Genomic DNA, 12,361 nt, shown 5'->3' on the forward strand with positions numbered 1-12,361 from the left:
CGCGCGCCGCGAGGTGATACCCTAACGATCGTTCAGGAAGGGGTTGGCGTGACGCTCGACGGTGAGGCGCTCGAACGGCTGCGCAAGCGCGCCCTCGCGGGCGGTGCCGAGAAATACCACGCGGCCAACGCGGCCAAGGGCAAGCTCTTCGCCCGCGAGCGGGTAGCGCTGCTGGTCGACGAGGGGTCGTTCGTCGAAGACGGGCTGTACGCGAACGCGCTGGCCGATGGCCTCCCCGCCGACGGCGTGATCACCGGACAGGCCACCGTCGACGGCCGGCCGGTCTGCCTGATGGCCAACGACTCCACGGTCAAGGCCGGGTCGTGGGGCGCCCGCACGGTCGAGAAGATCATCCGAATCATCGAGCGGGCGTATGCGACCGGCGTGCCGATGATCTACCTGGTCGACTCGGCCGGCGCCCGGATCACCGACCAGGTCGACCTCTTCCCGGGCCGTCGGGGCGCCGGCAAGATCTTCTGGAACCAGGTGCGCGCCTCGGGCTCGATCCCGCAGGCCTGCGCCCTCTTCGGCCCGTCCGCCGCCGGCGGTGCGTACATCCCGGCGTTCTGCGACGTCGTGGCGATGGTCGAAGGTAACGCGAGCATGTACCTCGGCTCCGACCGGATGGTCGAGATGGTCACCGGGGAGAAGACCACGCTGGAGGCGATGGGCGGCGCGGCGGTGCACACCCGCGAGTCCGGCGTCGGCCACTTCCTCTGCAAGACCGAGGTCGAGGCGCTGGAGACGGTCAAGCGCTACCTCTCGTACCTACCGGACAACTGGACGCAGCAGCCGCCCGTGGCCGAGCCGGCAGCGGCGCCGTCCAATGTAGACCTCGCCGCGCTGGTGCCGGAGAGCGAGCGGCAGGCCTTCGACATGCGGCGGTACGCGCGCGGCCTGCTCGACGAGGGCAGCTTCTTCGAGATCCAGGCGCTGTGGGCGCGCGAAGTGACGGTCGGCTTCGGCCGGCTGGCCGGCGAGGTGGTCGGCGTCGTGGCCAACAACTCGATGTTCAAGGGCGGCGTGCTCTTCGTCGACTCGGCCGACAAGGCGACCCGGTTCATCCAGCTCTGCGACGCGTTCAACGTGCCCCTGCTCTTCCTCTCCGACGTGCCCGGCTTCATGGTCGGCGCGGCGGTGGAAAAGGAAGGCATCATCCGCCACGGCGCCAAGATGATCACGGCGGTGTCCGAGGCGACGGTGCCCAAGATGTGTGTCGTGGTGCGCAAGGCGTACGGCGCGGGCCTGTACGCGATGGCCGGTCCGGGCTTCGAGCCGGACGCGACGATCGCCCTGCCCACCGCGAAGATCGCGGTCATGGGCGCGGAGGCGGCGGTCAACGCCGTCTACGCCAACAAGATCGCGGCCATCGACGACCCCGAAGAGCGGGCCGCGTTCGTGGCCGCCAAGCGCGCCGAGTACGAGCGCGACATCGACATCGTCCGCCTGGCCAGCGAGCTCGTGGTCGACGCGGTCGTGGAGCCGCACGAGCTGCGCGACGAGCTGGTCCGCCGGTTCGCCGCAGCGCGCGGCAAGGAACGGCATTTCTCCAAGCGCCGCCACGGCGTGACGCCCGTCTAGCAAAGGAGTCGACCATGCTCACGCAGGAGCACGAGGCGTTGAAGGAAAGCGTGCGGGAGTTCGCGCGCGAGGTGGTCGCGCCGGTGATCGGCAAGTACTACGAGCAGCACGCCTTCCCGTACGACATCGTGCGGCAGATGGGGCGGATGGGCCTGTTCGGCCTGCCTTTCCCCGAGGAGCACGGCGGCATGGGCGGCGATTACTTCACGCTCTGCCTCGCGCTGGAGGAGCTGGCCCGGATCGACTCGTCGGTCGCGATCACGCTGGAGGCGGCGATCTCGCTCGGCGCGATGCCGATCTACCGCTTCGGCACCGAGGCGCAGAAGGCGGAGTGGCTGCCCCGGCTGACCAGCGGCGAGGCGATCGCCGCGTTCGGGCTGACCGAGCCGGGCTTCGGTTCGGACGCCGGCGGCACGCAGACCCGCGCCGTGCTCGACGGCGACGAGTGGGTGATCAACGGCTCGAAGGCGTTCATCACGAACTCCGGCACCGACATCACCGCCATGGTCACCGTCACCGCCGTGACCGGCACAAACCCCGACGGGTCGAAGGAGCTGTCGGCCATCATCGTGCCCTCCGGCACACCCGGCTTCACCGTGCAGCCCGGGTACTCCAAGGTGGGCTGGTGCGCCTCGGACACGCACGAGCTGACGTTCAGCGACTGCCGCGTGCCGGCGGCCAACCTGCTCGGCGAGCGGGGGCGGGGGTTCGCCCAGTTCCTCCGGATCCTCGACGAGGGGCGGATCGCGATCGCGGCGCTCGCGGTGGGCCTGGCACAGGGATGCGTCGACGAGTCGGTCAAGTACGCCAAGGAGCGACACGCGTTCGGGCAGCCGATCGGTGCGTTCCAGGCGATCCAATTCAAGATCGCCGACATGGAGGTACGCACGCACACCGCCCGCCTCGCGTACTACGACGCGGCCGCGCGCATGCTGGCCGGCGACGACTTCAAGCGGCAGGCGGCGATCGCCAAGCTGCACGCCAGCGAGATCGCCGTGACCAACGCCCGGGAGGCGACCCAGATCCACGGCGGCTACGGCTTCATGAACGAGTTCCCGGTAGCCCGCTTCTGGCGCGACTCCAAGATCCTTGAGATCGGCGAGGGCACCTCGGAAGTCCAGCGGATGATCATCGCTCGCGACCTAGGGCTCTAGACTTCCCGAGCCAAGATCAAAATCCATTGAGCTACCGCGGCGTCCGTCGTGGTCCAGACCGCTGCTCCCGCGGCCTCACCCTCCGCGCTGGTCGCGGTCACCCCGGCGGCTGCGCCGGGCCGTGGGCCGGGTAGCCGCGCCGGTGGCTGCTGTGTCGCGGTCCCCGTAGCGGCCGGCCGCCCGGCTCATGGTGACAACAAATCCCTGATTTGCGGGCTTCCCAAGCAGGCGGTCGGAGGCAACAAAATCAGGGATCTTGTCATGATCTTGCCCGCGCGAGCGTGACGGGCGGCGGACGGGTGAGCCGCGGGAGCGACGGTGGACCCAATGCCGCTCGCCCTAAGTCGATCAAGAACTGGCCTGGACATTCAAGGCGCGTGGGTGACAGGACCGGCCGGGTCCACGGCACCACATGGTTTCCTGCCCGCGCACGATGGGTCGGCCTCGCCCGCCACCGTCTGTGACGCAGCGTCAGCAGGCTCAGGTAAGAACTTCCAGATCTAGGACAGTCAGGGTTGATATGGCGCCCTAACTCTCCAAGATTTCGAATATCGGGCCGCGCGCACGGCGACGGCGGTTACTCAGGGCGACGAAGCCCGGTTCCGGGTCTCCCGCCGCCTGGTCGGCAACAGGCATTGTGGACAAACGGCGCGCATCCGGTGGGGCAAAGGGGTTGACCGCGACCAGCGGCGGACGGGTGAGGCCGCGGGAGCGACGGTCTGGACCACGATGGACATCGCGGTAGCTCGAAATCTCAAGATCTCAATCAAACTGGATCGGCGCGCTTCGACCTCGGCCTGTAGGGGCGCGATCACCGAATGAGTGGGACTTTCGGGTCGTCGAGGGCCGTTCTGTCGGGTATCCGAAGGTCCACCGGTCGGCGAGGCGACGCATCGCTCCCCAAGGTTGCTACCGATGCGTACTCTTCCTGGCCATGACCCCGGATCATGGCCCTGACCAGGGCAACACCGCGTTTGACGCGCTGCTGCGCGCCAGGCGGCTGGCGGCCGGCCTCACCCAGGCCGAGCTCGCCGGGCGGGCCGGCGTGGGTATCCGGACGGTGCGCGATCTTGAGCGCGGACGGTCCCGCCCGCAGCGTACGACTGTGGAGCTGCTCGCCAAGGCGCTCGGCCTCACCGGTCGGGAGCGGGCCGACTTTCTCGGCGCGGCGCGGGGGACGAGCGTGGAGGTCGGGTCGTCCGGGCCGGCCGGCGTCGAGCTGCCGGCGGCGGGCGAGCTGATCGGGCGTGATCGCGACATCTCGGAGCTGGCCGGGCTGCTCGCCGGGCTGGACAGCCGCACGGTGAGCCTGGTCGGGCTGGCCGGGGTCGGCAAGACCGGGCTCGCGCTGGCCGTGGCCCATCGTGTGGCGAACGTCCACCCTGCCGGGGTCGCCGGGATCCTGGTGTCGGACGTGTCGACGCCCGACGACGTGCTGGCCGCGATCGCGTCGGTCTTCGGCGTCGGCCGTGCGGCCGACCTCGCGGGGCGCCTGGCCGGTGCGCCGGCCCTGCTCATGGTGGACGCGGTGGAGCGGGCGCCGGACGCCGTCGCCGTGGCGCTGACCTGGCTCGCCGGGGCCGCGCCGACCCTTCGGGTGCTGGCCACGGGGCGGCACCCGATCGGTGTTCCCGGGGAGCGGGTGTGGCCGGTGGCGCCGCTGGAGGTGCCGCCGGCCGACGTCCAGGCGGACCTCGACGCCGTCGCCGGCTACCCGGCGGCGGCGCTGTTTCTGGCTCGGCTCAGGCAGGTGCGCCGCGAACCACTGGAGCCGGACGAGGTCGGCGCGCTCGTCGGCCTGGTCCGCAGGCTCGGCGGCCTCCCGCTCGCGCTGGAGCTGGCCGCCGCCCGCGGGCGGGTGCTCGACCTCAACGAGATCCTCAACCGGTACGGCGACCGCGTGCTCGACCTGGCCGGCCCGGCTTCGGGGCCGGCGCCCTCCGACGCGCGGAGCGAGCCGGCGGTCACCGTCACCTTGCGGGACGCGGTCGCGGCGAGCTACCGGCTGCTGGAGGCGGACGAGCGGCGGGCGCTTCGGCGGCTCTCCGCGTTTCGCAACCGCTGGTCGGTCGACCTCGCCGAGTCGATGCTCGCCGACGAGACCGGCCAGGTCGCCGGCGGAGACCCGGTCGAGTTGCTCGACCGGCTGATCGCGCTCGGGCTGCTGAGCGTCCGCGGCTCGGGCCCCTTTCGCTTCCGCCTCCTCGACGTGGTGCGTGACTTCGCCACCGAGCGGGCCGCGGCAAACGGCGAGTTGGGCCGGATCCGGCGGCGGCACGCGGTGGTCTTCTCCGCCTTGCCCGCGCGGACCGCACCCGAGCTGGCCGGCGGCAACTTCTCGGCGTCGGTCAGCCGCCTCGACGACGTGGCCAGCGACCTGTGGGCCGCGCTGGCGTACTCGGCCAACGACGACCCGCACACCGCTCTGCGCCTCGCGGCGGGGCTGCCGCGGTGGTGGCGCTTCCGTGGCCGTGACGTGCCGGGGCGGCAGTGGCTGCGGCGCCTGCTGGACGACCCGCGTACCGCCGACGCCGACCCGCTCGTACGGGCCTGGGCCGGCGTCGGGGTCGGCCAGCTCGCCGCCGAGCACGGGGGTGGCGCGGAGGAGCTGCCGGCGGCCGAGGCGGCGCTGGCGGAGTTTCAGCGCGCCGGCGACCTGACCGGTGAGCTCGCCGCGCGCAGCCTGCTCTGCGCGCTGTGGATGACCACCGGCGGGTACGACGAGGCGCGCCGCCACGGCGAGGCGGTGCTGGCGCTGGCCAGCCGGGCGGGGCGGATCCGGGACATGGCGGTGGCCCAGAACAACCTCACCTGGCACGAGATCCGGGCCGGCGACCTGCGGGCCGCGCGGCGCCGGCTGGCCGCGGTCGACCGGCTCGCGGAGCAGTGCGGCGAGCACCGGCTGCGCGCGCTGGCCCGGGCCAACCTCGCCGAGGTCGCCCGGCTCGACGGCCGGTACGCGGAGGCCGAGGCGCTGGGCCGGCGCGCCATCACGGCTTTGGCCGAGCTCGGCGATCCGGGTCACCGTCGGCGGGTGCTCGGCACGATCGGGCGGGCACACGCCCAGGCCGGCCACGTCGACGAGGCGCGGGCGGTGCTGGCGGAGATCCGGCAGCTCGTCGCCGCTTCCGAGCCGGTGACGCCGGAGCGCCTGGCACTGGGCCGGGGGGAGTCGGGCGAGGCGGCCTCGATCGAGGCGATCCTGGCGTTCAACCGGGGCGACAAGGAGTCCGCCGCCGAGTGGTTCAACGCCGCGGCACAGGCGTACGCCGGCGGGCACGACCTGCGTGACGTGGCGGAGGCGCTGGTCTGGCTCGTGGCCAGTACCGAGGACCCGGAGGCGCGGCGCGCGGCCGTGGACTGGCTGACCTCGGTCTGCAAGGAGGGCGGCATCACGCTGCTGCCCCGGGAACGGGCGCTGATCAGCGGCTGAACGCGTGATCAGGACGCCATTCAAACCGGCGCGAGTCCGACTTGAAGGACGCCCTGATCACTTCGTAGGCGGCGCGAACGGAGACGCCCCCCGACTCGGGTCCCCCTCGACCCGCCCGCGCCGCACCCCCGTGGTGCCCCTCCCGTGCGCTGCACGCTAGCCACTTCTACGGGGATATTTGTCCGCTTAGGACCTAGTTGCAGGAGTCGTCAAATCACTTCTGCCGGTCTTTCTGCCGGTCACGCCTGATTGGTATCTCTCTGCGTCACACCTCGACCACGACGTGCTCGGACGGCGCGGAACCCGCGGTGGCACCCGGGTGGACCGCGTCACGAATCGTGCGCAGCGCGTCGAGGAAGGTGGACAGCTGACCGGCCGGCAGCTGACCGGTGAACCACCGCTCGATCAGCGCGAGGTGCTCGGGGAGGATCGCCTCCAGCTTGCCCAGGCCACTCTTCGTGATCACCGCGTAGGAGCTGCGGCGGTCGGACGGGCAGGCGCGGCGGGTGATGAAGCCATCTCGCTCCATGCGGTCGACCACCCGCGTGACGCCGCTGGTCGAGAGCGACGTCTGGGAGGCCAGGTCGGTCATCCGGAGCTGGTGGCCCGGAGAGCGGGCGAGGCGCATGAGGACCTCGAACTCGACCGGCGACAGACCGTGCTCGCAGAGCTGCACGGCGAGCCGGGCGTTGAGCCCCGTATGCACCTCGAAGAACAGCCCGGCGGCGGTCAGCCGTGGGTCGCCAAGGAGGTCATCGGACACCTGTACAGCGTAGCACCCCTTGACACGTGGAATATTGCCGTGCGTATAGTTGCTTGAGCAAAGATAGAACCGTCAAGAACCTCCTGAGGAGCATCCCATGACCGACACATCGCCTGTAACGCGGCAGTTCGAAGGCCTGACCATCCCCGCGCCTGGCACCTACGAGCTCGACCAGGCACACAAGGTGGTCGGCTTCGTCGCCCGCCACATGATGGTGAGCAAGGTGCGCGGTGTGTTCGACCAGGCGACCGCCACGATCACCGTCGCCGAGGACCCGCTGGAGTCGTCCGTCGTGGCGACGATCCAGGCCGCGAGCATCAACACCGGCGCGCCCGACCGTGACAACCACCTGCGCAGCGGCGACTTCCTGGAGTCCGAGAAGTACGAGACCCTGGAGTTTCGCAGCACCGGCGTAAAGTCGCACAGCGGCAACGAGTTCGTCCTCAGCGGCGACCTCACGATCAAGGACGTCACCCGCTCCGTCGACCTGAAGGTCGAGTTCGAGGGCGTCGGCCGCAGCCCGTTCGGCCAGGACATCTTCGGGTTCACCGCGAGCACCGAGATCGACCGCGAAGACTTCGGCCTGACCTGGAACGTGGCGCTCGAGACGGGCGGTGTGCTGGTCGGCAAGAAGATCAAGATTGAGCTTGAGGGCGAGGCCATCCGCCAGTAGCTTTTGCCCCGAACATGCCCCGGTAGCCGGTTTCGCGGTTACCGGGGCATATTGCTTAGGTGGACTAAGCGCGCTCCCATGCTCACGACCGGTGATAAGTGCCTGTTTTGTCCCTAGCCCAAGCGGCGACCTCGCTCCTAACGTGAAGGTCACCGCGCCGACCGGGGGGCCACGTGTCTTTGTGACGGCGCCCGTATCGCCGTGCGCGCCGGGAGGGCCACATGGGGAAGGACGTCTCACAGGGTGCGTTCTCCCGGGAGGACCGCGCCCGATATCGGCAGAAGGTCCGCCGGTGTCTGGACGTCTTCGCGCTGATGCTCGACGATTTCGGCTTCGACGCCGAGCGGCCCACCACCGGCCTGGAGATCGAGCTCAACCTTGTCGACAGCGAGGCCGAGCCGGCGATGCGCAACGCCGAGATCCTGGCCAACCTGGCCGACCCGACGTTTCAGACCGAGCTCGGGCAGTTCAACCTGGAGCTCAACGCCCGGCCGCGCCTGATCGAGGGCGACGGCTTCGCCGACTACGAGGAAGACCTTCAGGCGAGCCTGGGCCGAGCCGAGCACCGCGCGGTGAAGGCGGACTCCACGATCATCCTGATCGGGATACTTCCCACGTTGACGTCGCACCACCTGGTGCTCGACAACATCTCCACCAACGACCGCTACCGCGTGCTGAACGAGCAGATCGTGGCGGCCCGGGGCGAAGACATCGAGCTCGACATCCGTGGTGTGGAGCGGCTACAGACCTACACCGACTCGATCGCGCCCGAGGCGGCCTGCACGAGCGTGCAGTTCCACCTCCAGGTCTCGCCGGAAAACTTCGCCAACTACTGGAACGCCTCGCAGGCGATCTCGGCCATCCAGGTGGCCGTCGGGGCGAACTCCCCTTTTCTGTACGGCCGGCGGCTCTGGGCGGAGACCCGTATCGCGCTCTTCGAGCAGGCCACCGACACGCGGCCGGACGAGCTCAAGGCCCAGGGGGTACGCCCGCGCGTGTGGTTCGGCGAGCGGTGGATCACGTCGATCTTCGACCTGTTCGAGGAGAACGTGCGCTACTTCTCGCCGCTGCTGCCCATCTGCGACGACGAGGACCCGGTCGAGGTACTGCACGCCGGCGGTGTGCCACACCTTGGTGAGCTGCGGCTGCACAACGGCACGGTCTACCGGTGGAACCGCCCGGTGTACGACGTGATGAACGGCCGGCCCCACCTGCGCGTGGAAAACCGGGTGCTGCCGGCCGGCCCCACGGTCGTCGACATGCTCGCCAACGCCGCGTTCTACTTTGGACTGGCGCGCGAGCTGGCCGAGGCGGACCGGCCGATCTGGTCGCAGCTGACGTTCAGCGCGGCCGAGGAGAACTTCCACGCCGCCGCCCGCCGCGGCATCGAGGCCACCGTCCACTGGCCCCGGGTCGGCGAGATCCGGGTCACCGACCTGGTGCTGGAGTCGTTGCTGCCCAAGGCGTACGCGGGACTCGACCGCTTCGGCGTCAGCCCGGCGCTCCGCGACCGGCTGCTCGGCATCATCGAGCAACGCTGCCTGCTCCAGCGCAACGGCGCGGTGTGGCAGACCGAGGCGGTGGCCGCCGCCGAGCGCCGCCGCGACCTCGACCGCGGTGAGGCGCTGCACGACATGCTCCAGCGGTACGGCCGCTTCCAGCGCACCAACGAGCCGGTACACACCTGGCCGGTCGACTAGTTCGGGGTTGTCGCAGCCGTCATGACCTTTTTAGCTAGATTTGCCCGCGTCCGTGTCGGTTGTAGACCGTATGCTCCCGCGGGCACCGCTCCGGTCGGGGTTTCGGCGTCGCTGGCGCTCGCCGAAACCCCGACGCTCCGCTGCCGGGTCCGCGGTCCAAGGGCCTAGTTGAAGACCTTCGCGGCCCCTTGCTCTGCGTCCCCCGGGTTGGAGACGCCGGCAATTTCAGCTGACCGGACGGGGTGGCCACTCCAGGGGTGCAGAGCAACGCACCTCGCGCACACCGACCTGGTCGGGCCCCGCCGGGGCCCGGCGCAGCCGTTGGGGTGGACGCGACCTCGGGCCAGTCGCAGGCGCCTACCTGCGACATCCTGACGTAGCGTCACCAGCGTCGGGAGCCGGACTGTGAGATCTAGGAGACTTTGGGCCGATATGGCGCCCTAACTCTCCAAGATCTGGCATTGGACGCGGTTCACGTCGCTGCGGGCAGTTACACGCGGTGAACAGCGCCTCGATTCGGTCCGTTGCCGTCGCTCAGCAAGGTGCATTGCAGACAAAGCCGACCCTGCGGAGCATGACCCGGGTGGAGCTATCCCAATCCCGAAAGGTCTCTAGACGGGAGTGATCGGGGCGCCCCGCCGCCCGCGGAGCGCCCCGATGGGGAGGGTTGATCAGACGCCTGCGTGTGCTCCGGCGGCAGTGCTTTCGCCCTTGCGCACCAGCAGGGCCGCGAACGCGGCCAGCACCGCGATGACCGCGCCCACCGTGAGTGCCGTCTGGAATCCCGTCATGAAGGCCAGGTGGCTGCCGGTCGTGATCGCGTCGGCCAGGGGTTGCGGGGCGCCGGGTGGCACCGGTGCGACGCCCTGCGCCACGTAGTCTTCGGCCGCGGTGAAGCCGGGTGCCATGTCGGCCGGCACTCCCGCGCCGGTCAGCTTCTCCACCAGCACGTCGCCGACCCGGGTGGCCAGGATCGTGCCGAACACGGTGGTGCCGAGCACGCCGCCGAGCTGGGCCGCGGTCTGCTGGATGCCGCCGGCGAGGCCGGCCAGGTGCACCGGCGCGTTGCCGACGATGGCCTCGGTGCTGCCGACCAGCACCATGCCGAAGCCCATGCCGATCACGATGAACCAGGGCCAGAGCGACAGGTAGTCGGCCTGCACGCCGATCCGCGAGAGCGCGAAGAGCGCGACCGCGGTCAGCAGCATCCCGACCACCAACGGCGGGCGCGGGCCGTATCGGGCGGTGAGCGCACCGGCGACCGGCGAGGCCACGATGAACGTAGCGGTCATCGGCAGCAGCCGCACGCCGGCGTCGACCGGGCTCATGCCGTGCACCTGCTGTAGGTACAGGGTCAGGAAGAAGAACGAGCCGAAGAGGGCGAAGAAGCCCAGCATGGCCAGGACCGTGCCGGCGGAGAACGAGCGGTTGCGGAAGAGACCGAGCTGCATCAGCGGGTGGCGGGCGGTCCGCTCGCGCAGGATGAACGCCGTGCCGAGCACCGCCGCGCCGGCGAAGAAGCCGAGCGGGAGGATGTCGCCGAAGCCGTACTCCTGTGCCTTGATCAGGCCCCACACCAGGCTGAACAAAGCCGCGGACAGCAACGCGACGCCGGGCAGGTCGAACGAGCCGGCGGCCTCTGGGTCGCGTGACTGCCGCACTACCCACAGGCCAAGCAGGATCGCCACCACGGCGACCGGGCCGTTGAGGAAGAAGACCCACTCCCAGCTCGCGTTTTCCACGAGCAGGCCGGCCACGATCGGGCCGCTGGCGATGGCCAGGCCGGAGGTGCCGGCCCAGATGCCGATCGCCATGTTGAGCTTTTCGGCCGGGAACGTGTTGCGGAGGATCGCGAGGCTGGCCGGCTGGAGCAGCGCGCCGGCGAAGCCTTGGACCACCCGCCAGAAGATCACCATCTCGATCGAGCCGGAGAGGCCCACCGCGACCGAGGCGACCGCGAAGCCCGCCACGCCCACGAGGAAAACGGTCTTCCGGCCGAACCGGTCGGCAAGGCGTCCGGCGACGATCAGCGAGACCGCGAGGGCGAGCAGGTAGCCATTGGTAACCCACTGGAGCTGGGCGAAGTCGGCGCCGAGGTCGCGCGCGATCGCCGGGTTGGCGATGGCCACGACCGTCGCGTCGAGGCCCACGACCATCACGCCGAGGGCTACGGCCAGCAGGGTCAGCCAGGGGTGACCATGGCCGCGGCGGCTGGACCGCCGTAGGTCGGTGTTCGGCCCACCGGGCCGGGTCAGGGTTGCCTGTGACATGAGAGCGAATCTGTCAGTGCATGACAGATGTCGTCAACCGACTTACGTCTGATAGTGACTACTGTCATGCGGGGAATAAAGTCTGAGCTGGACACCAGCCGTATACTTTGCCGCATGTCACCGAGCACGACCGGCCTCCGCGAGCGCAAGAAGCAGCGCACCCGCGAGGCACTCATCGATGCCGCCTTCGAGCTCTTCAGCACCAAGGGTTTCGAGGCGACCACCGTCGACGAGATCTCGGACGCGGTCGAGGTGTCGTCCCGGACGTTCTTCCGCTACTTCGGCTCCAAGGAAGACGTCGCGACGTCCATCCAGCTACAGCAGTTTCTCGACGTCTACCAGGCCCTCGAGGCCCGCCCCGCGCACGAGCCGGTGGTCACCGCCCTGCGCCACGCGGTCGTCGACGTGCTCCGGGCGTACGAGGAGGGTGGCGCGGACGCGTTCCAGTTCGCGTGCGTGATGGAGCTCGTGCAAAACAGTCCGGCCGTGCTGGCCCGCAGCCTGGAGATGTGCACCGAGCAGCTCGACGAGCTGGCCCGGCATGTGGCGGCGCGGATGGGCGTCGACGCGGTCGCCGACCCGCGGCCCAAGCTTGTCGCGTCGGTCGCCAGCGCCGCTCTACAGGTCGCCGTGCGCGCCTGGCGCGAAAACGAGCCCGACGAAAAGATCTCCGACCTGGCGGACCGGGCGTTCGCGCTGCTGGAGGCCGGGATCAACTATCCGGCGGCAGGCTAGGGCCTGTTTCAGCCTGGACTCCGGCGCAGCCGGCAAGGATTTGAAACGGGCG

Annotated in this window: 8 protein-coding genes; 6 read left to right on the top strand and 2 right to left on the bottom strand. The window is 70.0% G+C overall.

Annotated elements, in window-relative coordinates:
• The first annotated feature begins 48 nt into the window (after window positions 1-48).
• The 3 genes from ACTMTJ_RS11060 (at window position 49) to ACTMTJ_RS11070 (ending at window position 6,168) form a co-directional block, all read left to right on the top strand.
• Window positions 49-1,581, top strand: a complete 1,533-nt coding sequence (locus ACTMTJ_RS11060; protein ID WP_441216059.1) for an acyl-CoA carboxylase subunit beta — start codon at window positions 49-51, stop codon at window positions 1,579-1,581.
• 14 nt (window positions 1,582-1,595) lie between these two features.
• Window positions 1,596-2,735 (top strand): acyl-CoA dehydrogenase family protein, encoded by a 1,140-nt coding sequence (locus ACTMTJ_RS11065; protein WP_441216060.1) that lies wholly within the window; start codon window positions 1,596-1,598, stop codon window positions 2,733-2,735.
• 934 nt (window positions 2,736-3,669) lie between these two features.
• Window positions 3,670-6,168, top strand: coding sequence for an ATP-binding protein (locus ACTMTJ_RS11070; RefSeq protein WP_441216061.1), 2,499 nt, complete (start codon window positions 3,670-3,672; stop codon window positions 6,166-6,168).
• Between the two features lie 265 nt (window positions 6,169-6,433).
• On the opposite strand, the gene ACTMTJ_RS11075 is transcribed toward ACTMTJ_RS11070, so the two are convergent.
• Entirely contained in the window at window positions 6,434-6,931 is a 498-nt protein-coding gene (locus ACTMTJ_RS11075; RefSeq protein ID WP_441216062.1) for a MarR family winged helix-turn-helix transcriptional regulator, read from the bottom strand.
• 97 nt (window positions 6,932-7,028) lie between these two features.
• Here ACTMTJ_RS11075 and ACTMTJ_RS11080 point away from each other — a divergent pair, with 97 nt between their 5' ends.
• Complete coding sequence (locus ACTMTJ_RS11080; RefSeq protein ID WP_441216063.1) at window positions 7,029-7,604, top strand: YceI family protein; 576 nt, start codon at window positions 7,029-7,031, stop codon at window positions 7,602-7,604.
• 221 nt (window positions 7,605-7,825) lie between these two features.
• Window positions 7,826-9,304, top strand: a complete 1,479-nt coding sequence (locus ACTMTJ_RS11085; protein ID WP_441216064.1) for a glutamate-cysteine ligase family protein — start codon at window positions 7,826-7,828, stop codon at window positions 9,302-9,304.
• Between the two features lie 671 nt (window positions 9,305-9,975).
• Here ACTMTJ_RS11085 and ACTMTJ_RS11090 read toward each other — a convergent pair.
• A complete protein-coding gene (locus ACTMTJ_RS11090) occupies window positions 9,976-11,574 on the bottom strand; it encodes an MFS transporter (RefSeq protein ID WP_441216065.1) in 1,599 nt (532 codons plus the stop codon).
• A gap of 114 nt (window positions 11,575-11,688) precedes the next feature.
• Here ACTMTJ_RS11090 and ACTMTJ_RS11095 point away from each other — a divergent pair, with 114 nt between their 5' ends.
• Window positions 11,689-12,309, top strand: a complete 621-nt coding sequence (locus ACTMTJ_RS11095; RefSeq protein WP_441216066.1) for a TetR family transcriptional regulator — start codon at window positions 11,689-11,691, stop codon at window positions 12,307-12,309.
• Window positions 12,310-12,361: the final 52 nt, after the last annotated feature.

It is taken from the genome of Phytohabitans sp. LJ34, from assembly GCF_052068095.1.
Classification (GTDB): Bacteria; Actinomycetota; Actinomycetes; order Mycobacteriales; family Micromonosporaceae; genus Phytohabitans.

Excerpts from the sequence above, each read along its gene's own strand:
- ACTMTJ_RS11065 (WP_441216060.1), top strand. The coding sequence starts at position 1,596 with ATGCTCACGCAGGAGCACGAGGCGTTGAAGGAAAGCGTGCGGGAGTTC.
- ACTMTJ_RS11070 (WP_441216061.1), top strand. The coding sequence starts at position 3,670 with ATGACCCCGGATCATGGCCCTGACCAGGGCAACACCGCGTTTGACGCG.
- ACTMTJ_RS11080 (WP_441216063.1), top strand. The coding sequence starts at position 7,029 with ATGACCGACACATCGCCTGTAACGCGGCAGTTCGAAGGCCTGACCATC.
- ACTMTJ_RS11085 (WP_441216064.1), top strand. The coding sequence starts at position 7,826 with ATGGGGAAGGACGTCTCACAGGGTGCGTTCTCCCGGGAGGACCGCGCC.
- ACTMTJ_RS11090 (WP_441216065.1), bottom strand. The coding sequence starts at position 11,574 with ATGTCACAGGCAACCCTGACCCGGCCCGGTGGGCCGAACACCGACCTA.
- ACTMTJ_RS11095 (WP_441216066.1), top strand. The coding sequence starts at position 11,689 with ATGTCACCGAGCACGACCGGCCTCCGCGAGCGCAAGAAGCAGCGCACC.